The organism is Gordonia humi, assembly GCF_014197435.1.
GTDB classification, from domain to species: Bacteria; Actinomycetota; Actinomycetes; order Mycobacteriales; family Mycobacteriaceae; genus Gordonia; species Gordonia humi.
This window is the reverse complement of record NZ_JACIFP010000001.1, coordinates 140,633-163,815: the sequence shown is the minus strand read 5'-3', so window position 1 is coordinate 163,815 and position 23,183 is coordinate 140,633. Positions and strand designations below refer to the sequence as shown.

At 67.7% G+C, this 23,183-nt stretch carries 22 protein-coding genes; 3 read left to right on the top strand and 19 right to left on the bottom strand.

Features of this window, described 5'->3' with window-relative positions; all coding sequences use genetic code 11:
* The 10 genes from BKA16_RS00720 to BKA16_RS00675 form a co-directional block, all read right to left on the bottom strand.
* Positions 1 to 888, bottom strand: a complete 888-nt coding sequence (locus tag BKA16_RS00720; protein WP_183368766.1) for a LysR family transcriptional regulator — start codon at positions 886 to 888, stop codon at positions 1 to 3.
* A gap of 84 nt (positions 889 to 972) precedes the next feature.
* A complete protein-coding gene (gene catC / locus BKA16_RS00715; protein ID WP_221246711.1) occupies positions 973 to 1,257 on the bottom strand; it encodes a muconolactone Delta-isomerase in 285 nt (94 codons plus the stop codon).
* Between the two features lie 82 nt (positions 1,258 to 1,339).
* Complete coding sequence (locus BKA16_RS00710) at positions 1,340 to 2,440, bottom strand: mandelate racemase/muconate lactonizing enzyme family protein (RefSeq protein WP_183372808.1); 1,101 nt, start codon at positions 2,438 to 2,440, stop codon at positions 1,340 to 1,342.
* A 97-nt stretch (positions 2,441 to 2,537) separates the two neighbouring features.
* Complete coding sequence (gene catA / locus BKA16_RS00705) at positions 2,538 to 3,413, bottom strand: catechol 1,2-dioxygenase (RefSeq protein ID WP_183368765.1); 876 nt, start codon at positions 3,411 to 3,413, stop codon at positions 2,538 to 2,540.
* Between the two features lie 46 nt (positions 3,414 to 3,459).
* Positions 3,460 to 5,043, bottom strand: a complete 1,584-nt coding sequence (locus BKA16_RS00700; RefSeq protein ID WP_183368764.1) for an AAA family ATPase — start codon at positions 5,041 to 5,043, stop codon at positions 3,460 to 3,462.
* A 208-nt stretch (positions 5,044 to 5,251) separates the two neighbouring features.
* Entirely contained in the window at positions 5,252 to 6,457 is a 1,206-nt protein-coding gene (locus tag BKA16_RS00695; RefSeq protein WP_183368763.1) for an acetyl-CoA C-acetyltransferase, read from the bottom strand.
* 29 nt (positions 6,458 to 6,486) lie between these two features.
* Positions 6,487 to 7,254 (bottom strand): IclR family transcriptional regulator domain-containing protein, encoded by a 768-nt coding sequence (locus BKA16_RS00690; RefSeq protein WP_183368762.1) that lies wholly within the window; start codon positions 7,252 to 7,254, stop codon positions 6,487 to 6,489.
* 2 nt (positions 7,255 to 7,256) lie between these two features.
* Positions 7,257 to 8,030 carry a 3-oxoadipate enol-lactonase gene (gene pcaD / locus BKA16_RS00685; RefSeq protein WP_183368761.1) on the bottom strand — a complete coding sequence of 258 codons (774 nt, stop codon included), beginning with the start codon at positions 8,028 to 8,030 and terminating at the stop codon, positions 7,257 to 7,259.
* A gap of 176 nt (positions 8,031 to 8,206) precedes the next feature.
* Complete coding sequence (gene fabG, locus BKA16_RS00680; RefSeq protein ID WP_183372807.1) at positions 8,207 to 8,935, bottom strand: 3-oxoacyl-ACP reductase FabG; 729 nt, start codon at positions 8,933 to 8,935, stop codon at positions 8,207 to 8,209.
* A gap of 3 nt (positions 8,936 to 8,938) precedes the next feature.
* Positions 8,939 to 10,114 carry an acyl-CoA dehydrogenase family protein gene (locus BKA16_RS00675; RefSeq protein WP_183368760.1) on the bottom strand — a complete coding sequence of 392 codons (1,176 nt, stop codon included), beginning with the start codon at positions 10,112 to 10,114 and terminating at the stop codon, positions 8,939 to 8,941.
* Positions 10,115 to 10,311: 197 nt separating this feature from the next.
* Between BKA16_RS00675 and BKA16_RS00670 the strand changes: the two genes are divergently transcribed.
* Both BKA16_RS00670 and BKA16_RS00665 read left to right on the top strand, forming a co-directional pair.
* The gene (locus BKA16_RS00670; RefSeq protein ID WP_183368759.1) at positions 10,312 to 10,995 is read left to right on the top strand and encodes an ATP-binding cassette domain-containing protein; all 684 of its coding nucleotides are present in this window, start codon (positions 10,312 to 10,314) and stop codon (positions 10,993 to 10,995) included.
* Positions 10,995 to 13,004, top strand: coding sequence for a YhgE/Pip domain-containing protein (locus BKA16_RS00665; RefSeq protein ID WP_183368758.1), 2,010 nt, complete (start codon positions 10,995 to 10,997; stop codon positions 13,002 to 13,004). Before BKA16_RS00670 ends, BKA16_RS00665 begins: the two co-directional genes overlap by 1 nt.
* Positions 13,005 to 13,017: 13 nt before the next feature.
* On the opposite strand, the gene rnhA is transcribed toward BKA16_RS00665, so the two are convergent.
* From rnhA to BKA16_RS00645, 4 genes are read right to left on the bottom strand one after another with little or no spacing between them, the layout of a single operon-like run.
* Positions 13,018 to 13,467: a ribonuclease HI gene (rnhA, locus tag BKA16_RS00660; RefSeq protein ID WP_183368757.1), complete on the bottom strand. Its 450-nt coding sequence runs from the start codon at positions 13,465 to 13,467 to the stop codon at positions 13,018 to 13,020.
* Positions 13,468 to 13,489: 22 nt separating this feature from the next.
* A complete protein-coding gene (locus BKA16_RS00655; RefSeq protein ID WP_183368756.1) occupies positions 13,490 to 13,828 on the bottom strand; it encodes a YidH family protein in 339 nt (112 codons plus the stop codon).
* Positions 13,825 to 14,352, bottom strand: coding sequence for a DUF1697 domain-containing protein (locus BKA16_RS00650; protein WP_183368755.1), 528 nt, complete (start codon positions 14,350 to 14,352; stop codon positions 13,825 to 13,827). The genes BKA16_RS00655 and BKA16_RS00650 overlap by 4 nt, the downstream gene beginning before the upstream one ends.
* 20 nt (positions 14,353 to 14,372) lie before the next feature.
* On the bottom strand, positions 14,373 to 15,287 hold the full coding sequence (locus BKA16_RS00645; protein WP_183368754.1) for a LysR family transcriptional regulator: 915 nt from the start codon (positions 15,285 to 15,287) through the stop codon (positions 14,373 to 14,375).
* Positions 15,288 to 15,375: 88 nt separating this feature from the next.
* On the opposite strand from BKA16_RS00645, the gene BKA16_RS00640 reads away from it, so the two are divergent.
* Positions 15,376 to 16,335: an EamA family transporter gene (locus BKA16_RS00640; protein WP_343067228.1), complete on the top strand. Its 960-nt coding sequence runs from the start codon at positions 15,376 to 15,378 to the stop codon at positions 16,333 to 16,335.
* Positions 16,336 to 16,355: 20 nt separating this feature from the next.
* Here BKA16_RS00640 and BKA16_RS00635 read toward each other — a convergent pair whose 3' ends face one another.
* From BKA16_RS00635 to BKA16_RS00615, 5 genes are all read right to left on the bottom strand, one after another.
* The gene (locus tag BKA16_RS00635) at positions 16,356 to 18,263 is read right to left on the bottom strand and encodes an ABC transporter ATP-binding protein (protein WP_183368753.1); all 1,908 of its coding nucleotides are present in this window, start codon (positions 18,261 to 18,263) and stop codon (positions 16,356 to 16,358) included.
* A complete protein-coding gene (locus BKA16_RS00630; protein WP_183368752.1) occupies positions 18,260 to 19,993 on the bottom strand; it encodes an ABC transporter transmembrane domain-containing protein in 1,734 nt (577 codons plus the stop codon). The genes BKA16_RS00635 and BKA16_RS00630 overlap by 4 nt, the downstream gene beginning before the upstream one ends.
* A 56-nt stretch (positions 19,994 to 20,049) precedes the next feature.
* The gene (locus tag BKA16_RS00625; protein ID WP_183368751.1) at positions 20,050 to 20,841 is read right to left on the bottom strand and encodes a family 1 encapsulin nanocompartment shell protein; all 792 of its coding nucleotides are present in this window, start codon (positions 20,839 to 20,841) and stop codon (positions 20,050 to 20,052) included.
* A 40-nt stretch (positions 20,842 to 20,881) separates the two neighbouring features.
* Positions 20,882 to 21,886 carry a Dyp-type peroxidase gene (locus BKA16_RS00620; protein WP_183368750.1) on the bottom strand — a complete coding sequence of 335 codons (1,005 nt, stop codon included), beginning with the start codon at positions 21,884 to 21,886 and terminating at the stop codon, positions 20,882 to 20,884.
* 136 nt (positions 21,887 to 22,022) lie between these two features.
* Positions 22,023 to 22,988 (bottom strand): alpha/beta hydrolase, encoded by a 966-nt coding sequence (locus tag BKA16_RS00615; RefSeq protein ID WP_183368749.1) that lies wholly within the window; start codon positions 22,986 to 22,988, stop codon positions 22,023 to 22,025.
* Positions 22,989 to 23,183 lie beyond the last annotated feature (195 nt).

The following is a 23,183-nucleotide window of genomic DNA, read 5'->3' as shown; positions in this document are numbered from 1 at the left end:
TCAGTCGCCGGTGAGGATGCCTCGGACCAACGGTAGGACGCGCGCCAGGTGAGGCGAATCGTCGCCGTGGCGGGTGGCGATCGCCAGTGCGACCTCCGGGGCGTCGACGATCGGGACGTAGACGGCACCGGTGATCTGGAGCTGCTTGACCGACTCGGGCACCATGGCCACGCCGAGCTCGGCCGCGACGAAGGAGACCAGGGTCGACGTCTCACCGACCTCATGGCGGATGTCCGGGGTGAACCCGGCCTGCTGACAGGAGTCGACCACCACCTGCATCACGACCGAGCGCAGGTGCGACGGGTAGGAGATGAACGGCTCGTCGGCCAGATCGGAGAGGTGAACGGCGTCCTGCTGCGCCAGTCGATGGTCGGTCGGCACGACGGCGGTCATCGCCTCGTGGCGGAGCACCTCCAGATCCAGTTCCGGATCGTTGACCGGTGGACGCAGGATTCCGAGGTCGATCACGCCCTCGCGCAGAGCGGTGGTCTGCTCGGGCGTCAGCATCTCGCCGCGAAGGTCGAGTTCGATGCCCGGCATGCTCGCGCGGAGTCGGCGGGCCATCGTCGGCAGCAGGTCGTAGGTGGCCGACCCGGTGAAACCGATGGCGAGACGGCCCACCTCGCCGTCGGCGATGCGGACGGCCTCATCGCCGGCGGCGTCCACCGCGGACACCACCTCGCGAGCCCGCTGCAGGTAGGCGAGGCCCGCATCGGTGAGTTCGACCTTGCGAGTGGACCGCTCGAGAAGCTTGACGCCCAGCTCTGCTTCGAGCTGTTTGATCTGTTGCGACAATGGGGGTTGTGCGATGTGCAGCCGTTCTGCGGCCCGCCCGAAGTGGCATTCCTCGGCGACGGCGATGTAGTACCGCAGATGGCGGAGCTCCATGGGGGCCTCTCTGCTTCCCGTACTCCACACACGGGCAGCGTGCTCAGCCTACAAACGTCGGCGCGTGCCGTGCCTCGGAACGGCTCACGCCCGGATGTCGGACGGATGGGTCGCCAGCGGCGTCACGTCCATCGTCATGTATTTGAACAGCGGCAGGCCCCACAGGATCTCGTGGAGGCGTTCGTTGTCGGGGACGTCGAAGATCGAGATGTTCGAGTACTGGCCGGCGCACCGCCAGATGTGCACCCACTCGCCCGAACGCTGCAGATCCTGGCTGTAGGCCTTCTCGCGGGCGATCGTCTCGGCGCGGATCTGCGGGTCGAGATCGTCGGGAATGGCGACGTCCATACGGACGGCGTAGAGGGACATGGTCGGCCTTTCTAGTGGTGGTCAGCCGTTGATCGAGCGGAGTGCCTCCCGCTGATCGAGCGGAGCAGAGATCGGCGGCCCATCAGTCGAGGCGGAAGTGGGCGAGTTTGTCGGGGTCGACGTGTACGCCGATGCCGGGGTCGGTCGGGGCGAGCATCTCCCCGTCGACGATCCGCAGCGGTTCGGTGAGCAGGTCGTCGCTCATGTCGAGGAAGTTGGAGAGCTCCCCGGCGCGGGCGCTGGTGGCCTTCTTCGCGCAGCCGAAGGCCAGCGTGCAGGCACTGCCGAGCTGGCCGTCGATCTGGTTGCCCATCACCACCTCGACACCGAGTCCCGTTGCGAGAGAGAGGACTTCGTTCGACCCGGTGAATCCGGTGCGGGCGGTCTTGATGGAGATCGCGGTCGCCGAGCCGCCGAGGATCTCGCGGGTCACCTCGGCGGGCGTCGACACCGACTCGTCGGCGACGAACGGTACCGGGGTCTGGGCGACGAGCCAGCGTCGTCCGAGGACGTCGTCGGCCGGACACAGTTCCTCGGCGAGGGTCAGTCCGACGTCGGAGAGTTCGCGCAGGGCGCGTGCCGACTCGGACGCGGACCAGCCGCGGTTGCCGTCGATGTACAGTTCGGCTTTCGAGCCGAGCGACGTGCGCAGTGCGCGGACCACTTCGACGTCGTCGTCGATCGGTCGGCGGCCCACCTTCACCTTGAATGTGGTGATGCCGTACGTGTCGCGCATCCTCTCGGCTTCGTCGACCATCGCGTCCGGACAGTCGAAGCCGAGCATGTGGCTCACCCGCATCCGGTCGGTGTAGCCGCCGAGGAGCCGGGTGACGGGCATGTTCCACGCCTGTCCGAGGACGTCCCAGACGGCCATGTCGACCGCGGCTTTGGCCACCGGATTCGCGACGGTGCGGTGCATCCGCTGGTGCAGCACCTCGCGGCGGGACGCGTCGAGCCCGATGAGCTGCGGTGCGAACACCGACTCGATCACCGCGACCATGCCGCGTTGGGTCTCCCCGTAGGTGAACGGTCGCGGCGGTGCGTCGGCGGTCCCGACGTGCCCGTCGGCGGTGTGGACGCGGACCAGGACGTGGTCGGCGTGCGTCACCTCCCCGGATGCGAAGCGCAGCGGCTTGCGATACGCGATGCGGTACGGGATCGCCTCGACCGCGGTGATCGTCAGATCGCTCATGGCGACAGGTCTCCGATCAGATCAGATGGGGTCTCTCGGCACCGCGAATCGGCGGATGCACCGCGGCGCCGGAGAAGACGAAGGAAGGCTACTGCTCGGGATCCATGACGAAGTCGTACGAGACGATCTCGCCGTCGGCGTTCGGGTTGTCGCGCGGATCGAGCATCAGCTCGGGCTTGACGGCGGAGGCGATGTCGTCCTCGTTGTGCGGATCGCCCGGGAAGTACAGCTGCGTGGTGATCAGTTCGTGGCCGGGTGCGCTCACCTTGAAGTGCAGGTGAGCCGGCCGCCAGGCGTGCCAGCCCGCAGCGGCGATGAGCTGCCCGCAGGCGCCGTCGGTCGGGATCTGGTACGGGGCCGGGCGCAGGGTGTGGAAGGCGTAGCGGCCGTCGTCGTCGGCGACGAAGGTGCCGCGCAGGTTCCACTCGGGCAGGTCGGGGGCGAACTGCGAGTAGAAGCCGAGGTCGTCGGCGTGCCACAGTTCGAGCTTGGCGCCGGCCAGCGGGCTGCCGTCGACCGAGCGCACCTGGCCCTCGAAGACCAGTGGGGTTCCGGGCTCGCCGTCGCGCATGGGAATGGTTCCGTCGGACGCGAACTCGGGCGATCCGCCGATGTAGTACGGGCCCTCGATGGTGCCCTTGCTGCCCTCGCGGTGTGCGTTGGCGACCTCTTCGACGGAGTGCTCGAGCCAGACGTCCAGGAACAGTGGCCATTCGCCGTCTTCGCCGACGCGGATCAGCCACGCCTTGAGCGCGTTGTACTCGGTGTAGCTCACCTGTTCCTCGACGATGAGGTCGTTGAGCGCCTTGACGGCCTTCCCCGCGAGGAGATTGACGCGCTCGTGGTCGACGACACCCGGCCGCCCACCCGAGGAGGCCATGCGCTCACGGAACTGGGCCGACGCGTTGGCGCCGGAATCGGCTGCGCGAGCGGTGGACTCGGTCTGGTAACTGGTGTCGGTCATGATGACTCCTTGTCGATGCGGGCTGAGGGCTTGTTCGGGCTGAGGTTCAGGCGCGCCGGTCGGCGGGCACATAGTGCAGGCCGCGGAACGATCCGCTGCGGGCGAAGACGTCGGCGGACAGCGGCACCCCTCGGTGCGCGGCCATGCGCAGGGCCAGTCGCAGCAGCATCTTGATGTCGCGCGGGGTGATGTCCGGATAGCCGGCGACGAGGTCGTCGAGCAGGCGGTCGTCGAGGACGACGTCGTTTCCCTCGGCGAGGATCTGCCACACGCGGCGCGCGTCGTCGGGACCGGGTGCGCGGTACTCGAGGACGGCAGCGCATCGTGCGAGGATCGCCTCGTCGACGCCGTCGACCCGATTGGTGGTCAGAAACAGCAGACCGTCGAAGTATTCGAGGGTGCGCAGGAACTCGGCGACGATCGCGTTCTGTTCCATGTCGAAGCCGCGTTCGGCGACGAAGACGTCGGCCTCGTCGAGGAGAAGGACGGCGTACCACCGCTTGGCGCGGTCGAAGATCACCTCGAGGTTCTTGCGGACCAGTTCGGCGGTGATGCCGAGCGACCCGGTGTGTATCGAGTACAGGGGACGGCCGGTGACCTCGGCGTACACCTCGGCGGTCAACGTCTTCCCGACACCGGGTCGGCCCTTGGCCAGGACCACATTGCCCGCGGATTTGCCGTCGATGATGTCGCCGGTGAACACCGAGATGTCGGTGGTCAGGATGTCGAGAAGCTCCCGCTGGTCGTCGGGCAGGACGAGTTTGTCGCCCAGGTGAGGATCGTAGGCGTACGGGGTGAGGTCGCCGGTGTTCACGTCGATGAAGTCCTGCGCGCCGAGGTCGAAGACGCGGACCGCGGTGATCACCGGGACGGGGCCGAAGGCGTCGCCGGGATGCAGGATCGACGGAGCCACCGCGCGCAGTGCCGCGATCTCCGCCGGCGCGACGTCGTGCACCACTTTGCGGTCGTCGCGCTTGTTGGGCGCCCGGTAGTCGTCGGTGCGGATGGCGCGGCCGGTGAACGAGTACTGGCGGCCGAAGCCGTCGTCGATGATCTCGCCGAAGGCGGCTCGACGCTCGTCGTACTCGGCTCGTAGCTGCGCTGTCTCCTTGTAAGCGCCCGCGGCGGTGAGGACCTCGGTGGGTGTCTTACCCGCGATCTCGGTCTCCTCGAAGTAGAGGACGCGCGGCGCGCGTGAGGGCCGCTTGACCGTCGGATTGTCGGCCTCCATCGTGAACTTGATGCGCGCCCCGCGGGTGCGGTCGGCCTGCTCCAAGGTGATCGACACGACCAGGTACGGGTGCAGATAGCCGTCGGATTCGCGGACGTACAGCCAGCCGTCGATCAGATCGTCGCGAAGAGAGGTCCGGAAGATCTCCGTCGCCGCATCGATGTGCGGAATCACCGGCTGTTCGCCGTTGCGTGCGGCTTGAACAGCCGCGACGGTGCGTGCGAACGAGTGCGCCCCCGCGCCGTCGGCGGTTCTGTTGAGATCCGCGAGCGCCGCGTCGGTCAGATCCGAATCGGCGATGCTCATCTCCGGCGACCGCCAGGATCTCGCCTGCAGGCGGGCGGCGTCGAGATCGTCGACGGTGGTCGCGACGACGACGTCGGTGGGAGCGACGAACACTCTCGGCCTCCTTCACAAATCGGATGCGACTGCGTTGTCAGTCACATTACGAGCGCGATAAGGAGGAGGGAATTACTTAGTTGCTGGAGATTGAGAGGTTGTGAGTCTTAGTTAGCGGAGATGTTGTGACCTGGCGTTTCATAGGTCTTGATGACTCGGCCGACGTTATCAAGACCTGTAAAACGTGCAGGTCAGAGGCGAGATTCCGTCACAGCCTCTCGAACACGGCGGCGATGCCCTGGCCGCCGCCGATGCACATGGTCTCCAGGCCGTAGCGCGATTCGCGGCGGTCCATCTCGTTGAGCAGAGTCGCGGCGATACGCGCGCCGGTGGCGCCGACCGGGTGTCCGAGGGAGATTCCCGAGCCGTTGGGGTTGAGGCGGTCGTCGTCGGCGGACAGACCCCATTCGTGCAAGACGGCGAGGGCCTGTGCGGCGAACGCCTCGTTGAGTTCGATGACGCCCATGTCGGCCAGGGTCAGGCCGGCACGACCGAGCGCCTTCTCCGACGCGGGAACGGGGCCGATCCCCATGGTCTTCGGTGCGACGCCGGCCAGTGCCCACGAGCGCAGTGCGGCCAGCGGGCGCAGTCCCAGCTTCTCGGCCATGTCCGGAGTGGTGACGATGCAGGCGGCGGCGCCGTCGTTCTGGCCGCTGGAGTTGCCCGCGGTGACTGTCGACGCCGGATCGATCTTGGCGCGGATCGCCCGCAGCGTCGACAGGGTCTCGACGGAGGTGTCGGCGCGCGGATGCTCGTCGATGTCGACGACGGTGTCGCCCTTGCGGCCGGTCACCGTGATCGGGACGATCTCGTTCGCGAACTTGCCCGCCTCCCGCGCGGCGACGGCGCGGTGGTGGGAGGCGACGGCCATCTCGTCCTGGGCCTCGCGGGTGATCGAGTACTGCTCGCGCAGGTTCTCGGCGGTCTCGATCATGCCGCCGGGCACCGGGTAGTCCTTGCCGCCCGCGGTGACGCGCCCGCGGGCGAGGCGATCGTTGAGTTCTACCGACGGCGTCTTGACGCCGAAACGGATGGCGTCCGTGTAGAACTCGGTCCGACTCATCGACTCGGCGCCGCCCGCGATCAGCAGGTCGGCCACGCCGGTCTGTACCTGCATGGCGGCGAGGGCGATCGCCTGCAGGCCGGAGCCGCAGCGGCGGTCCACTTGCATGCCGGGCACCTCGATGCCGTAGCCGGCGTCCAGTGCGGCGACGCGGCCCAGCGCGGGTGCTTCGGCGTTGGGGGAGGCCTGACCGAACACCACGTCGTCGATGCGCTGGGTGTCCAGACCGGTGCGCTCGGCCAGGGCGCGTAGAACGTCCGCGGCCAGTCGCTGGACCGGGACCGAGGCGAGTGATCCGCCGAAACGCCCGACGGGGGTGCGCAGCGGGGAGCAGATGACGGCTTCGGGCATGAGGAGACTCCTTGACGAGAGGGGACGGATCAACCGGCTCGGGTGAGGTCGGTGGAGATGGCGGCGGCCGCGTCGAGCAGCGGCGGCACGAGGTTCTTGCGGATCTGCGACGTCGTGTACCGGCTCGCCTGGGTCGCCAGATTCACCGCGGCGACGACGGTCCCGGCCCGGTTCCGGATCGGGGCGGCCAGTGAGCGCAGCCCCTCCTCGAGTTCCTGATCGACCAGACAGAATCCCTGTTCGCGGACTTCGTCGAGCTGGGCGCGCAGTGTGTCGACGTCGACGACGGTCCGGTCGGTGACCGGCTCCAACGCGCCGACCAGGTGGGCGTCGAGGTCGGCGGGCGACAGGCCGGCGAGCAGCACCCGTCCCATCGACGTCGCGTGCGCCGGGAATCGGGTGCCGATGCGGATCGACACGGTCATGATCCGGCTGACCGGCACACGCGCGATGTAGACGATGTCGGCGCCGTCGAGGATCGACACCGAGCTCGACTCGTGCACGGTGGCCGACAACGTCTCCAGATGCGGTCCGGCGAGTTCGGACAGATCCAGGCTCGACAGATAGCTGTAACCGAGCTCCAGGACGCGCGGGGTGAGCCAGAACAACGAGCCGTCGGTGGCGACGTAGCCGAGTTCGACGAGCGTCAACAGGAACCGGCGCGCGGTGGCGCGTGACAGTCCGGTGGCCTTGGCGACATCGGTGAGGGTCTGCCGCGGCGCGTCGGCTCCGAACACGCGGATCACCGACAGGCCGCGGGCCAGCGACTGGACGTAGTCCGACGACGGTTCGGCCATACTCAGGCGCCGGCGACGTGTTCGGCTACGGCGGCGTTCACCACGGACCTCTGCTCGTACGAGGCGAGGTGTGCGGCGTAGTCGATGATCTTCAGGTGCGCGCCCGGAATGCGATCGGCGAGGAACTCCTGGTGCGCGGGCGGCGTCGCCGGATCATCGGTGCCGCCGATGACCAGCGTCGGTGCGTCGATGTTCGGCAGTGCCGCACGTGAGTCGAACGTCGCGAGCGCTTCGCACGACGCCGCATAGCCCTCGTCGGACGTCGCGGACACCATGGCCTCCATACGAGCGACCAGACCGGGGTTCCGTGAAGCGAACATCGGTGTGAACCATCGACCGACCACTGCCTGGGCCAGGGATTCGGTGCCGTTCGCACGGACCGACTGGGCGCGGTCGACCCACGGCTCGGGATCGCCGAATCGAGCGGATGTGCACAGCAGTGTCAGCGAGCGGACTCGATCGGGATGAGTGAGGGCGAGCTGCTGGGCGGTGGCGCCGCCCAGCGACAGGCCGACGATGTGCGCCCGCGCGATCTCCAAGCGCGTGAGGAGTGCGGCGACGTCGTCGGCGATCGCCTCCACCGTGTACGTGCGGACCGGCACCGGCGACTGCCCGTGCCCGCGTAGATCGACGGTGATGACGTGATGCTCGTCGGCCAGCCCGTCCACCTGCGGTCGCCACATCGACCGGTCCGAGCCCAGCGAGCCGAGGAAGACGATCGGCGTCCGGTCGGTCGGGCCGTGCTGGTCGTAGGCGAGTTCGACCGTGTCGAGCATCCGCATCTCCTGTTCGCATCATGGCTGTGATGCCATCCTGCGAACAGATCATACGCGGCTCGGTGACGTACGACTCAGCGTGTGACCAAGGTGACCGTCGTCGAAGATCGCGACGAGCGCCGCCACCGGCGACGGCCCGGTCGGCTCGTCGGTGACGGCGGTGCGCGGCGACCGGCTCACATGTATCGTCCGCCGGTCACCTCGAGCACCGTGCCGGTCATGTACGACGACAGATCGGATGCGAGGAACGTCGCGACACCGGCGATCTCGTTCGGCTCGCCGGCACGGCCCATCGGTATCTCGGCCATCTTCTGATCCCAGATCCGCTCGGGCATGGCCTCGGTCATGGCGGTGCGGATCAGTCCGGGCTGGATGCAGTTGACGCGTACCCCGAGGTAGGCGACTTCTTTGGCCGCGGCTTTCGACAGCCCGACGATGCCGGCCTTGGCCGCGGAGTAATTGGTCTGGCCTGCTAGACCCACCTTGCCGGAGATCGACGACAGATTGATGATCGAGCCGGTCTTGCGCTCGCGCATGTGTGCGGCGGCAGCGCGAGTCCCGTGCCAGACGCCTTTCAGATGGACGTCGATGACCTGGTCGAACTGGTCCTCGGTCATCTTCCGCATGGTCGCATCGCGGGTGATGCCCGCATTGTTGACCATGACGTCGACGGCACCGAATTCGGCGACGGCGGTGTCGACGAGGCGCTGCACGTCGTCGCCCGAGGTCACATCGCAGGCGACGCCTCGGGCATCGTCGCCGAGGGATGCGGCGGACTGTGCCACCTGGTCGGCGTCGAGGTCGCCGAGCAGCACACGGGCGCCCTCGGCGACGAACCTCTCGGCGATCGCCAGTCCGATTCCCTGCGCCGCGCCGGTCACGACGGCGATCCTTCCTTCGAGCAGCACTTACTTCCCCTTCGCTTCCTTTTTGGCCTGCCGCACGAGTCCGCCGCCGACGATCAGGCGTTGGATCTCGCTGGTGCCCTCGTAGAGCCGCAGCAGTCGGACGTCGCGGTAGATGCGTTCGACGACGCTGTCGCGCATGTAGCCGGAGCCGCCGTGGACCTGGACGGCCTTGTCGGCGACCTGCCCGACCATCTCGGTGCAGAACAGTTTCGCCACCGACGGCGCGATGCGGCGATCCTCCTCCGACACCCATTTCGCGGCGGCGTCGCGCACCAGGGCCCGCCCCGCCATGACTCCGGTCTGCATATCGGCGATATGTGCCTGGACCAGCTGGAAGTCGCCGATCGGAGTGCCGCCCTGGGTGGTGACGGCGACGTGGCGCAGCGACTCGTCGAGTGCACGCTGCGCGGATCCGACCGCGAGCGCTGCGATGTGGACGCGTCCGCGCGCCAGGGACACCATCGCGGCCTTGTAGCCGACGTCGACGCTGCCGCCGACCAGTGCCGACTTCTCGACGCGCACGCCGTCGAAGTGGACGTCGGCGGTCCACGCGCCCTCCTGCCCCATCTTCTTGTCGCGGTCGGCGACGGACACACCCGGTGCGTCGGCCGGGACGAGGAACACCGCGATGCCGGGGCCGTCGTCGTCGGCGGGACGTACGCGCGCGAAGACCACGAACAGGTTCGCGGTGGGCGCATTGGTGATGAAGCACTTGCCGCCGTCGATGATCCACGAGCCGTCCGGCTGCTCGACGGCCTTGGTGCGCAGTCCCGACGGGTTGGAGCCCGCGCCCGGTTCGGTCAGCGCGAACGAGGCGACCACGTCGCCGGAGGCGATGCGTTCGAGCCATGTCGACTTCTGCTCGTCGGTGCCGAAGTTGACCAGCACCTGGCCGGCGATGCCGTTGTTGGTGCCGAACATCGAGCGCAGCGCGAGTGCGGTGTAGCCGAACTCCTGCGCCAGTTCGACGTCCTGCTGCAGGTCGAGGCCGAGGCCGCCCCACTCCTGGGGGATCGCGTACCCGAACAGGCCGATCTCCTTGGCCGCGGCGACGAGGTCGTCGGGGACCGCGTCGCCGTCGGCGATCTCCCGTTCGCGCGGGAGGACCCGAGTCCGGATGAACTCGTGCACGGCCGCCGCGATCTGGGCGAAGTCGTCGGCGTTGACCTGTGACATGGTCCTCCTCGGTGTGAGATCCGTTCCGACTGCCGAATATACAATCAATGGGCGTGGTCCCTGAGACGCACGTTACAACGGACCCGAGCCGTTCACAGTGGTGACTCGGACCACTCGTTTCCCGATACCGTTCGTTCAGGCACTGGACCGGCTCGCCTACTCGTGGTAGTCCGTTCGGCCGATTAGGGTGACAGTCCATGACCAGTGCGCAGCAGACCTGGGCCGTCGTCGCCCGAGGTCTGGAGAAGACGTCCGTGTACGGGCCGCTCGACCTCGACATCCCGGTCGGCGGGCTCACCGTGCTCACCGGTCCGGCCGGGTCGGGCCGCACCTGTCTGCTCCTCACACTCGCCGGGCGGATGAAGCCGAAGTCCGGCGACCTGTCGGTGATGGGTGAGACGAGACCGAAGCGGATCTTCGCCCGGGCCGCGATCGGCGCCGTCGACGACCTCGACGCGGTGTACGACGCGGTCACTGTCGGCGCACTCGTCACCGAGAAACGTCGCTGGGACGCCCCGTGGTACCGCCTGATCGTCTCGTCCGCGCAGTCGGTCGAGGACGTCTGCCGACCGGTGTTCGGACCACTGCCGGTCCCGGACCCGAAGGCGTACGTCGAGGATCTGAGCGAGCTCGACGTCTTCCTGCTCCGCGTGGCGCTGGCGAACACGAAACGTCCGCCGCTGCTGGTGGCGGGCGCCGTCGACCAGCTGAGCAGTACCGCCGACCAGTACACGGCGCTCGCGCGGCTGGTCGAGCTCGGCCGCGAACAGACGGTGATCACCGCGACCAGCAATCCGGTCGACGACGTCGGTCAACGACTCGTACTCGAGACGCCCGGTCTGACTCCGAACGATCTCATTCACAACGAAGGGACCAACTGATGCTCGCCGGAGCCTCGATCGGCACCGAGTTCAAGCGGTACGGCAAGGGCGCGATGCCCAAGATCGCGCTCGTCACCATCATTCTGATGCCGCTGCTGTACGGGGCCATGTACCTGTGGGTCTTCTGGAACCCGTTCGACGAGGTCAACAAGGTCTCCGTGGCCGTCGTCAACGAGGACGTCGGTGCGATGTCGCAGGGTGAGAAGCTCGATGCGGGCAGCCAGGTGCAGGAGCAGCTGCTCAAGTCCGGAGAACTCGATCTGACCGCCACCGATGCCGCCGACGCCGCCGACGGTCTCGCGCACGGACGCTACTACTTCACGATCACCATCCCGAAAGACTTCTCCAGCGCCATCGCCTCGGCGGTCTCCGACGATCCGCACAAGGCTACGATCGAGTTCCAGTACAACGATGCCAACAGTTATCTGGCGGGCATCATCGGGCAGAACGCGTCCGCGCAGGTGCTGGAGGCCGTGAACGGCGCGATCGGTCAGCAGGCCGTCGACCAGATCCTCATCGGACTCACCTCGGCGGGCAGCGGTCTGGTCACTGCGTCCGACGGTGCCGGACAGCTCGCCGACGGTCTGACCACCGCGAACGACGGCGCCCAGCAGTTGTCGGCGGGAGCCGACGAACTCGCGACCAACATGGTGACCGCACGCGACGGCTCGGCACAGCTCGCCGACGGCGCCGGACGACTCGCGGCGGGCGTCGGCCAGGCCACGGGACCGCTCATGGCGGTTCTGAAACAGTTCGACCAATCGGGCTTCAAGCCGTCGGAGTTCGTCGGTGACGCGACGCGGTTGACCCGTGACATGTCGACGGTGCTCGACGGCGTCGGAGCCGTCGGTCAGGGGCAGTCGCAGGCGGAGAAGGCGCTGAGCGGCGTCGTCGCCCAGCTGCGACGCAGCGGCGATCCCAGCGCGCGTGCACTCGCATCGTCGCTCGCACCGGTGCAGGACTTTCTGCGCACGCAGGGCGTCGACCCCGGGACCACCGCGCGCGTCACCGAACTGTCACGGCAGTCGAAGTCGCTGTCGTCGCAGCTCGCCGACAAGGACTCGGGTCTGCGCAGCATGCTCGCCATGCTCGAGAGCGGGCAGCTCACCGGGAAGATCACCGAGCTCGCCGACGGTGCGAACCAGCTCTCGACCGGCGCCACCCAGTTGCACTCCGGACTGATCCAGCTGACCGACGGCAGCGAGCAGTTGGCCGACGGCGCGCAGCAACTCGCCGACGGCACCCCGAAGCTGGCGGCCGGCGCCGACCAGCTGGCGACCGGCCTCGCCGACGGTGTGAAGCAGATTCCCGACTTCGGCGACGCTCAGCAGCGGACGAAGACCGCGGCCAACCTGTCCCAGCCCGTCGAACTGAGCTCGGTGACGCACAATAAGGCACCGACCTTCGGTGCGGGCTTCGCCCCGTTCTTCATCCCGTTGGCCCTGTTCATCGGCACCATCATCATCTGGATGCTGATCAAGCCGCTACAGGTCCGACCGGTGCTCGACGGTGTCGGTGGCCTCCGGACGGTGCTGGCCTCGTATCTGCCCGCGATCCTCGTGGTGGTGGCCCAGGTCGTGGTCATGTTCCTGGTTGCGCACTTCGCCGTCGGGCTCGACGCGAAGCATCCGATCGGCATGATCGGCTTCATGCTGCTCGTGTCCGGGGCCTTCCTGGCGTTGATACAGATGTTCAACGCGGTGTTCGGGGTCGCGGTCGGACGAGTGGTGTCGCTGGCGTTCCTCATGGTGCAGATCGTCGCGTCCGGCGGCATCTACCCGGTGGAGACGACGGCCACGCTCGCGCAGATCGTGCATCCCTACGATCCGATGAGCTATGCGGTGACCGGCCTGCGGCAGTTGATCTCGGGCGGCGTCGATCACCGATTGTGGACGTCGGTGATCGTGCTTGCGGGAGTCCTGGTCGTCAGTGTCGCGATCAGCTCGTGGGCGGCCAGACGGAACCGACAGATGTCGATGGACCAGCTGTATCCGCCGATCGAGGTGTGACGGGGCGGGGCGCTCAGCCCTTCAGCGTGCGGGCCGCCGTCGTCGCGAGGGTGTCGGCGATCTCGTTGTACTTGTCTCCGGCATGGCCCTTGACCCAGCGCCAGTCGACGGTGTGACGCTTCTCGGCCTCGAGGAGTTCCTGCCACAGGTCCATGTTCTTGACGGGCTGCTTGCTGGAGTTCTTCCACCCGTTCTTGATCCAGCCGTTGACCCACTTGGTGATGCCGTTGCGGACGTAGCTCGAGTCCGTGTACAGGATGACGTGCGACGGTCTGGTCAGCGCGTTCAGCGCCTGGATGGCGCCCATCAGTTCCATCCGGTTGTTGGTGGTGTCGGGTTCGGCCCCGGAGAGCTCCTTCTCGACGTCGCCGTAGCGCAGGACCGCACCCCATCCGCCGGGACCGGGATTGCCGAGGCAGGCGCCGTCGGTGGAGATCTCGACAGGTTTGGGAGCATCACTCATGGGTTCAGAGGTTACCGGGAGCTCATCGGACGAAGATGAATGCCACCGACACGACGACGAGGCCGCCGATCAGGAGCCAGATCCCGATCGGGGCGGGCATGGGTCCGCCGTTCTCCAGGGAGTGCGTCACGCGGTACCACCGCCACGATCCGACCACCGCCGATGCGATGCCGAGCACGATCAGGACGATTCCGAGTGCGGTCTGCAGCGCGGGTGAGGCGAACTCGCCGACCACGTGCAGCACGGCCACGCCGGCGGCCACCAGGCCGAGGGCGGTCCGCAACCAGGCCAGGAGGGTGCGCTCGGCCGCCAGGGTGAACCGGGCGTCGACGGCGCCCGGGGGAGGTGACTGCTCGCTCATGCGCGGGCGCGTTCGACGAGGGTGCGGCAGGTCCGCAGGTTGCGGCCGGTCCCGGTGACACCGAGTCCGCGTGCGATCTTGGCCGGGGTGAGCTTGCTGGCGCCCGCTCCCTCGGGATAGTCGATGTGCAGATCGTCGCCGATCACGGCGAGACGTTCGCCGTTCCCGAAGTCGGTGGCGCAGAAGGCGGCCGCCGCGTCGGCGTCGGGCGTGCCGGTGAGGAAGTACACGTGCCCGTGTCTGGACTCCCCGAACGGGAACGCGGCGACGGCGGTCTCGACCTCGTCCGGCGTCCTGCTGATCACCTCCCGAATGTAACCGAACTCGTCGGCGATCGCCTGTTCGAGCGATCGGTCGAAGCGATCGGCGTCGCCGGGCGGAGTGCAGAGCAGGTTGCCGGACGCGATGTACGTGGACACGTCGCTCGCACCGAGGTCGGCGGCGATCTCTCGGAGTCGGGCCATGGGGAGTTTGGCGCCTCCGACGTTGACGGCGCGGATCAACACGATGCGGGATGCGGGCACGAGGACCTCCTTCTCGAGCCCTATTGTTCCGCACGGTCGTTGATCGCCGCGGCGGCTTCGCCGAGGGCGTCGCGGAACGCGCGTACCGCCGGGTGGTCGGTCCGTCCGGGGCGCGTGGCGGTGTACAGCATGCGGTGCGGGTCGTCGGGCAGTGCGACCAGGCGGGTGCCGGTCAGATGCCGGTCGGCGAGCAGAGACGGCATCAACGCGACGGCGTGCCCGGTCCGCACGAGGTGCGCCTGCAACAGCGGATCGGGGGTGTCGAAGCGGACGTCCGGCTCGAATCCGGCGCTCCGGCAGATGTCCCGCGACCACGCGCCCATCGCCGTCGTCGCGGGGTCGAGCGCCCACGGAGCGGCGGCGAGATCGGTGAGGGTCGTCGGCAGATCCGCCCACCTGCCGTGCGACGGCAGCGCGAGCATCAGCGGGTCGCGGAGCAGGTCTCGACGGTCGACGTCGGGCCGGACCGGATGCGGGCGCCCGGGGAACTCCTCGCCGAGCACGACGTCGAACTCCTGCGCCAGCATCCCGCTCGTCGCCAGGTCCTCGTCGCGTTGGATGATCTCCACGCGCAGACGCGGATGCCGCTCGGCGAGCAGAGTGAGCGTCGCCGGCGCGAGCTCGAGGACCACCGACTGGAAGAGTGCGACACATAACGTGCCGTGGACGTCGGGCTGCGATGCGGCGAGTTCGGCCTCGGCCAGTTCGAGCCGAGTGATGACGGCATCGGCGTGTTCGACGAGGCCGACCGCGGGAGCGGTGAGACGGACACCGCGACCGACCCGTTCCAATAGGGGCACACCGGCTTCTCGTTCGAGCTGCGACAGTTGCTGAGACACGGCCGACGGCGTGTACGAGAGCGCGTCCGCCACCGCTGCGAGCGTGCCGCGGATGTGGAGTTCACGCAGGATGCGCAACCGTGTGACGTTCAGCATCGCCGCCTCGATTCATCACTTCGTCTAATGATTATTCGTAGGAAAGATTCGCTGGACTGACTTTACCGCGTGGCGGAGACTGGACCGCGTGACAGAGACGACGCAGGGCAGGCGGACAGGCGCGGCGGTGGCGATGATCGTGGGTTCGTGTACGTCGTTGCAGTTCGGCGCGGCCCTCGCGGTGGGTCTGTTCGATGCGATGGGCACGTGGGGCGTCACCCTGCTGCGGCTCGCGATCTCGGCGGGGGTGCTGGTCGTCGTCGCTCGTCCCCGGATCGGCGGCTGGGGTCGACGCCAGTGGGCGGCGATCATCGCGTTCGGCGTGATGATGGCGGCGATGAACGGCTTCTTCTACACGGCGATCTCGCGGATCCCGTTGGGCACGGCGGTGGCGATCGAGTTCCTCGGCCCGCTGGTCCTGTCCTCGGTGCTCTCTCGCAGACGCAGTGACCTGCTGTGGGTCGGTCTGGCGTTCGTCGGCATGGCACTGCTGGGCATCGACAGTGTGCTCGGTGCGTCGTCGCTCGACATGGTCGGTGTGGCCTGCGCGTTGATCGCGGGACTGTTCTGGGCGGGCTACATCCTGACCGGTGCTCGCGTCAGTCGGACGGTGCCGGGATCGGGTGGTCTGGCGGTGGCGCTCGTCGTCGCGACGGTGGTCCTGCTCCCGATCGGCACGGGGCAGGCGTTGCCCGCGATGCACGACTGGCGTCTTCTCGCGCTCGGTGCGGGTACGGCGCTGCTCGGCTCGGTGATTCCGTACACCCTGGAACAGGGCGCCCTCCGTCGTCTCCCCGAACACGTCTTCGGCGTCCTGCTCAGTCTGGAGCCGGCGATCGCGGCCCTCGCGGGACTGGCGCTGCTGCACCAGGCCATCGGTCTGCTGCCCGCCCTCGCCATCGCCGCGGTGATCGCGGCGTCGGTGGGGACGACGATGAACGCCGCGCGCAAGGCGAAGGTCGGGGCGGAGCAGACGCCCGAACACGCCCGCGGCGTGGGCTCGCGCCCTCCGTCCGACACGGAGCGTGAACCCATGCCTGCGGCGTGAAGTCGGTTCCGGCCTCCGGCCTAGGACACCGCGGCCGAGAACTGGGCGTTGTAGAGCCGGAAGTACGCGCCCTTCGCCGCCAGCAGCGAATCGTGATCGCCCTGTTCGACGATGTGTCCGTCTTCCATGACGACGATGGTGTCCGCATCGCGGATGGTCGACAGACGGTGGGCGATGACGAAGCTCGTGCGATCGGCGCGCAGATTGGCCATGGCCTTCCCGATCAGGAGTTCGGTCCGGGTGTCGACCGAACTCGTGGCCTCGTCGAGGATGAGAATCGACGGTTTGGCGAGGAACGCTCGGGCGATCGTGATGAGCTGACGCTCGCCTGCACTGACGCCGCCGCCCTCGTCGTCGAGCACCGTCTCGTAGCCGTCGGGGAGAGTGCGGACGAAGTGGTCGACGTGGCTGATCTTCGCCGCTTCGAGGACCTCCTCGCGAGGGGCGTCCGGGTCGCCGTAGGCGATGTTGTCGTAGATCGTGCCACCGAACAGCCACGAGTCCTGCAGCACCATGCCGGTGCGTTCGCGGAGGTCGTCCCGCGTCATCGCGGCGGCGTCGACGCCGTCGACCCAGATGGTGCCCCCGTCGAGTTCGTAGAACCGCAGGATGAGGTTGACCAGGGTGGTCTTGCCCGCACCGGTGGGGCCGACGATCGCGATGGTGTCGCCGGACTCGGCGGTCAGCGAGAGGTTCTCGATGAGCGGCGCGTCGTCGACGTAGCGGAACGACACGTCGTCGAAGACGATGCGGCCGGAATCGGTGGCGGGGGTCTGCGCGTCGACCGGATCGGGCGACTCCTCGTCCTCGTCGAGGACGGCGAAGATGCGCTCGGCGGAGGCGACGCCCGACTGCATCAGGTTGAACATGGAGCCGATCTGGGTGAGCGGCTGGGTGAACTGGCGTGAGTACTGGATGAACGCCTGGACCTCGCCGAGGGACAGGCTGCCGGACGCGACGCGGAGCCCGCCGACCACGGCGACGGCGACATAGTTCAGGTTCCCCAAGAACATGATCGTCGGCATGATGATGCCCGAGATGAACTGGGCGCGCCACGACGATTCGTAGAGCTTCTCGTTGCGGTCGTCGAAGGCGGCCTCGACCTCGTTGCGTCGCCCGAACGCCTTGACCAGTTCGTGGCCGGTGAACGCCTCCTCGATCTGTGCGTTGAGCGCCCCGGTCGACGACCACTGTCCGACGAAGTGCGGTTTGGAGCGCTTGGCGATGAGCCCGGTGGCGATCGCGGCGAGCGGCACGGTGGCGATGGCGATCAGCGAGAGGACCGGTGAGATCGAGAACATCATGATCAGGATCGCGATCACCATGAGCACCGAGTTGAGGAACTGACTGATGGTCTGCTGCAGCGACTGCGACAGATTGTCGAGATCGTTGGTGACGCGAGAGAGGAGATCGCCGCGGGCCGACTCGTCGTAGAACTTGAGCGGCAGTCGGTGGATCTTCCCCTCGATACGGGCTCGCAGGCCGGTGATGGTCCCGACGACGACCTTGTTGAGCAGGAAGGCGCCGAGCCAGCCGAGAAGTGCCGCGGCGACGTACAGGATCAGGACCAGCCCGAGGATGCGGCCGACCGCGGAGAAGTCGATGCCCTGTCCGGGAGTCACGTCCATCGCCGAGACCATGTCGGCGAAGGTGCCGTGGCCGGAGTCGCGAAGGCCTTGAACCGCTTGATCTTTGGTGAGACCCGCGGGCAACTGCGAACCGATGACGCCGTCGAACAGCTCGTTGGTGGCGTCGCCGAGAACACGCGGCGTGTAGGCGTTGAGGGCGACGGATCCCACGATCGTGATCAGGACGACGGTCATCATGCCGCGGTACGCGCCGAGCTGGCGGATCAGCCGTTTGAGCGACGGCCCGAAGGAGTGGGGCTTCTCCATGCCCGGCGCGCCGGGTGCTCCCGGGCGGGTCATTGCGCGGCTCCGATCGCCAGCTGGGACTCGGCTATCTCGGCGTACGTCTCGCACGAGGCGAGGAGTTCTTCGTGAGTGCCGAGTCCGACGATCGTGCCCTGGTCGAGGACGACGATCTGGTCGGCGGAGGTCACGGTGGAGATGCGCTGCGCGACGACGATCATCGCCGCGTCTCGGGTCGCCGGGACCAGTGCGGCGCGGAGTCTCGCATCGGTCTGCAGGTCGAGCGCCGAGAACGAGTCGTCGAAGACGTAGACGGCGGGCCTGCGGACGAGTGCCCGAGCGATGGCCAGGCGCTGGCGCTGTCCACCGGACACCGTGGTGCCGCCCTGCGCGATCGCGGTGTCCAGGCCGTCGGGCATGGCGCGCACGAAGTCGGCGGCCTGCGCGGTCTCGAGAGCTTCCCACAACTGCTCGTCCGTCGCGTCGGGATCGCCGTGGCGGAGATTGCTGGCGACGGTTCCGGAGAACAGGTAGGGGCGCTGCGGGACGAGACCGATGCTCGCACGCAGCCGATCGGGATCCTGGTCGCGGACGTCGACTCCGCCGATGCGCAGGGTGCCCGCAGTGGCGTCGATCAGGCGCGGGATCAGGTTGACCAGGGTGGTCTTACCCGATCCGGTCGATCCGACGACGGCGGTCGTGGTGCCCGGCCGGGTGGCGAACGAGATGTGATTGAGGACGGCGTCGTCGGCGCCCGGATAGCGGAACTCGACGTCGTCGAACTCGATGACCGCGGGATCGTCGGTCTGCGCGACGGCGACCGCGGGGGAGTGCACGGACGACTCGGTGTCGAGGACCTCGCAGATGCGTTCGGCGCAGACACCTGCGCGCGGGGCCATGATCGCCAGGAACGAGGCCATCATCACCGACATCATGATCTGCATGACGTAGCTGATCATGGCGGTCAGCGAGCCGATCTCGACGCTGCCGTCGCCGACCGCGTGCCCGCCGAACCAGAGGACGGCCACCAGGGTGAGGTTGGTGATGAGCATGACGGCCGGGAACATCACGGCCATCATCCGCCCGACGCGCAGAGTGGCGTCGGCGAGGCTGTCGTTGGCGACGCCGAAGCGGGCCGTCTCGTGGCGTTCGCGGACGAAGGCGCGGACCACGCGGATGCCGGTGATCTGCTCGCGCATCACCCGGTTCACACTGTCGATGCGGGTCTGCATGGAACGGAACGCGGGGATCATCCGGGCGATGATCAGACCCATCGTGAGGCCGAGGACCGGCACGGCCACGGCCAGCAGCCACGAGATCGAGAACGCCTCGTACATGCCCATCACGATGCCGCCGACACCCATGATCGGTGCGGTCACCAGGATCGAGATCGACATGACCGCGAGCAGCTGAACCTGCTGGACGTCGTTGGTGGTCCGGGTGATCAACGACGGTGCGCCGAACCTCCCGACTTCACGTCCGGAGAACTCGTTGACCCGATGCACCAGGTCGTGGCGGATGTCGCGCCCGGCGCCGAGGGAGGCCTGCGCGCCCGCGTACATGGCCGCGACCGAGCAGACGATCTGCGCCAGCGAGACGAGCAGCATCCATCCGCCCGTCGACAGGATGTAACCGGTGTCGCCGGTGGCGACGCCGTTGTTGATGATGTCGGCGTTGAGGGTCGGCAGATACAGCATCGCCGCCGTCGCGATCAGTTGAAGCGCGACGACGGCGATGATGAATCGTCTGTACCCGGCCAGGTACGTACGAAGCAGGCGGATGAGCACTCCGTCGACTCTATACGTCCCGCGGCGGGTGGGACGAGCGGTTTTCGTCCCGGCCGTCAGCGCAGTGCGATGGCGGCCTCCGGCGTGTACGTGAGGTAGGTGAACGACTCGGTGAAGTACAGGTTGACGACGTCGGCGTCGTGCGAGTCGTAGCCGATGGACACGTCCTGGCCGATGGTGAACTCGAAGTCGCCGCCGCGGGTGGACACCAGGTAGGCGCCGTCGATCGCCGGGGCCCAGACGATCTCGCCGTCGCCGAGGATGCGGCGCAGGTGTTCGCGCACCGGGTACCCGTGGTCGGAGGTCTCATTGACCCGCGCGTACAGATCCGCCGACAGCGCCAGCGAGTACGGGCCGTCGACCGAGTTCAGGCGCAGCTTGTTCATGGCCTGGCTGAGCGCGTCGGGGTAGGTGCGGATGTCCTCGGGAAGGGCGACAGTGGTCGCGCCCGCACCGAGTCCGGTGATCTGCGCGGCCGGATAACCGGCGAAGATCGCGCGGTCTTCGGCGAGTGCGAGTTCGCGCGCGGCCTTGACCACGGGGTCCCAGTCGGCGTCCGCGGCGCCGCGTTCGACGTCGTCGATCGATTCGCGGGTCACCGTGAACGGAACCTTCAGCTCGACGAGGGGCTGTGCGGTGCGCAGATACGCGGTGATGCCGTCGGCGGGGGAGTCGATCTTGGTGCGGTGTCCGACAGTCACCGAGTCGGTGTCGAGGCCGAGCGGCCCCTTGACGTCGACGATGCGACGTCCGGCGACGTTGCGTTTGAACGAGCGTCCTGCCTCCTCTTCGATCTCGGTCCAGGCGGCGGCCGAGATCGGAGCCAGGTCGCGGTGCAGATTACTCATTTTCGATGTCCTTTCGTCGGGGGAAGTTCGATCGTGGCGCTCAACGGAGGCGGCCGATGCCCAGGGAGCCGTCGGACGTGTCCGTGGCAGCGGGTGTCTGCGGGATCTGCGTGTCGGGCGCCGGCGGCGGATCGTCGAGGAACTCGGTGGTCGGCGCGAAGAACTGGGTGCCGGTCACCGCGGTGGTGAAGTCGAGGAGTCGGTCGTGGTTGCCCTCCGGCTCGCCGATGAACATGTTTCGCAGCATCTGCTCGGTGATGGCGGGTGTCTTGGAGTACGCGATGAAGAGGGTGCCTTTCTCGCGGTCGCCCGCGATGTCGCCGTAGGGCATGTTGTCCCGCACGATATCGAGCTCTTCGCCGTTCGCGTCCTCGATGACGTTGAGCGCGATGTGCGAGTTCGTGGGCTTCACATCGTCGTCGAACTCGATGTTCTCGACCTTGCTGCGACCGATCGCCGCCTCCTGATCGGGCACCGGGAGGGCGTTCCACGATGTGAAGTCGGTGACGTACCGCTGGATCGCGACGTAGCTGCCGCCGGCGAAGTCGGGGTCTTCGGCGTCGACGAGGATCGCGGCGACGGCGTCGTCGCCGGTCGGATTCTCGGTGCCGTCGACGAACCCGATGAGGTCGCGCATGTCGAAGTATCGGAAGCCGTGGACCTCGTCGACGGTGGTGACGGCATCGCCGAGCGACGCGGTCCACAGGCGGCCGACCTCGAAGGCCAGATCCTGCCGGTCGGATTTGATGTGCAGGAGGATGTCGCCCGGCGTCGACGGGGCCGTGTGGACCTCGCCGGTCAGTTCGATGAACGGATGCAGCTCGGCGGGTCGGGGGCCGGAGAACAGGCGGTCCCATGCGGCCGAGCCGATGCCGACGACCGCCGACAGCGTGGCCTCGGGGACACGTGAGGACACCGTGGTCACAATGCCCGACAGCCCGGTGAGAGCCTCGCGGACGGCGTCCTCACCGCCGTCGTCGATCGTCATCACGAGGAACATCGCCGACGGCGTCTTACGAGTCAGAATGTGCTGTCCGGTACCCACGCGTCTCAGCGTAGCCGTGGGTGGTGACAAGGTGTGTGCGGACGTGGCGCATCGGACAGAAAGAACCGCGGTCGGTGTCCCGGGAACGGGACACCGACCGCGGTGTCTGCCTGCTGGTCGACCGGAGTCGAGACCCCTAGAAGAACGCCGGACGGAAGGTGCTCGTCCACGCGTGCTTGAAGTTCTCCTGCCAGTAGTCCCACCAGTGCGCGCCGTCGGGCGTGATGTGAGTGGTCACCTTGACGCCGGGAACGGTGGCGAGGCGAGCGATGTACATCTGCGAGCTGGCCGATGCGGCGACCTCGAGCGGAACCATCTGCGCGAACTTGGTGGCGTTGAAGTTGCCGCTGCCCGGGGTGATCGACGAGTCGTACTTGGAGCCCATGCCGGTGCCGGACGAGACGTAGACGCGGTGACCCGCGAGGTTGCCGGCGGTCAGGAACGGGTCGTTGGCGGCCCACTCGCCGGCGGGCCAGATGCCCCACATGTTGACCGGGTTGCCGCCCATCTCCATGACGGACGCCTGGATGCCCTGGCCGAAGCCCGGCATCGTGACGGTCGGGTAACCGCTGAACGACGCGACGGCCTTGTAGAAGTTCGGGTGACGCGAGGCCAGGTTCAGCGCCGCGGTACCGGACATCGACAGACCGGCGATGCCGTTGCGACGGTTGTCGCTGTTGTGGCGCTTCTTCATGTAAGCGGGGAGTTCCTTGGTCAGGAACGTCTCCCACTTGTTGAGGCCGAGCTTCGGGTCGCGCTTCTCCCAGTTGGTGTAGAAGCTGCCCGCGCCGCCGAACGGGATGGCGACGTTGGTGCCCTTGCCGACCATCCAGCTGTCGACGCGGGTGTTCTGCAGCCAGCCGCTGGTGTTGTTCGGGGCGCGCAGGCCGTCGAGCATGTAGAGGGTCGGCTTGGCGCCCCGGCCCCCGCCGTCGACGATCTTCACCGGGATGTTGCGGTGCATCGAGGCCGAGTAGACCTGTTCGACGTCGCCTGCGGCCTGGGCCCGCGGTGCGGGTGCGACTGCCACGGCGGTGCCCGCGACGGCAGCAGCCAACGCGACGACACCAGCGGTCAAGCGCTTGCGGGCGCTGGAGAGCATGCGTATGTCCTTCTGTCGGCGGCCACGTGCGCGACCGCGGGAGAGATTTGTCTTGGCCCGAAGACCCTGACCCCCGTTCGGTGAGTGAGCGTAATCCAATCGTGACAGTCTGTCCAAAGGAACGACGGGGCGAGTCCGGGTTGTGACCTCATGATGATATCGCCGGGTGGATCAACGGTTTGACCAAAGGGTTAT

Bases quoted from the DNA above. Each gene is read 5' to 3' on its own strand.
- BKA16_RS00720 (WP_183368766.1), bottom strand. From the start codon at position 888: ATGGAGCTCCGCCATCTGCGGTACTACATCGCCGTCGCCGAGGAATGC.
- catC (WP_221246711.1), bottom strand. From the start codon at position 1,257: ATGTCCCTCTACGCCGTCCGTATGGACGTCGCCATTCCCGACGATCTC.
- catA (WP_183368765.1), bottom strand. From the start codon at position 3,413: ATGACCGACACCAGTTACCAGACCGAGTCCACCGCTCGCGCAGCCGAT.
- BKA16_RS00695 (WP_183368763.1), bottom strand. From the start codon at position 6,457: ATGCCCGAAGCCGTCATCTGCTCCCCGCTGCGCACCCCCGTCGGGCGT.
- BKA16_RS00690 (WP_183368762.1), bottom strand. From the start codon at position 7,254: ATGGCCGAACCGTCGTCGGACTACGTCCAGTCGCTGGCCCGCGGCCTG.
- pcaD (WP_183368761.1), bottom strand. From the start codon at position 8,030: ATGCTCGACACGGTCGAACTCGCCTACGACCAGCACGGCCCGACCGAC.
- BKA16_RS00675 (WP_183368760.1), bottom strand. From the start codon at position 10,114: ATGTCACAGGTCAACGCCGACGACTTCGCCCAGATCGCGGCGGCCGTG.
- BKA16_RS00670 (WP_183368759.1), top strand. From the start codon at position 10,312: ATGACCAGTGCGCAGCAGACCTGGGCCGTCGTCGCCCGAGGTCTGGAG.
- BKA16_RS00665 (WP_183368758.1), top strand. From the start codon at position 10,995: ATGCTCGCCGGAGCCTCGATCGGCACCGAGTTCAAGCGGTACGGCAAG.
- rnhA (WP_183368757.1), bottom strand. From the start codon at position 13,467: ATGAGTGATGCTCCCAAACCTGTCGAGATCTCCACCGACGGCGCCTGC.
- BKA16_RS00655 (WP_183368756.1), bottom strand. From the start codon at position 13,828: ATGAGCGAGCAGTCACCTCCCCCGGGCGCCGTCGACGCCCGGTTCACC.
- BKA16_RS00645 (WP_183368754.1), bottom strand. From the start codon at position 15,287: ATGCTGAACGTCACACGGTTGCGCATCCTGCGTGAACTCCACATCCGC.
- BKA16_RS00635 (WP_183368753.1), bottom strand. From the start codon at position 18,263: ATGACCCGCCCGGGAGCACCCGGCGCGCCGGGCATGGAGAAGCCCCAC.
- BKA16_RS00625 (WP_183368751.1), bottom strand. From the start codon at position 20,841: ATGAGTAATCTGCACCGCGACCTGGCTCCGATCTCGGCCGCCGCCTGG.
- BKA16_RS00615 (WP_183368749.1), bottom strand. From the start codon at position 22,988: ATGCTCTCCAGCGCCCGCAAGCGCTTGACCGCTGGTGTCGTCGCGTTG.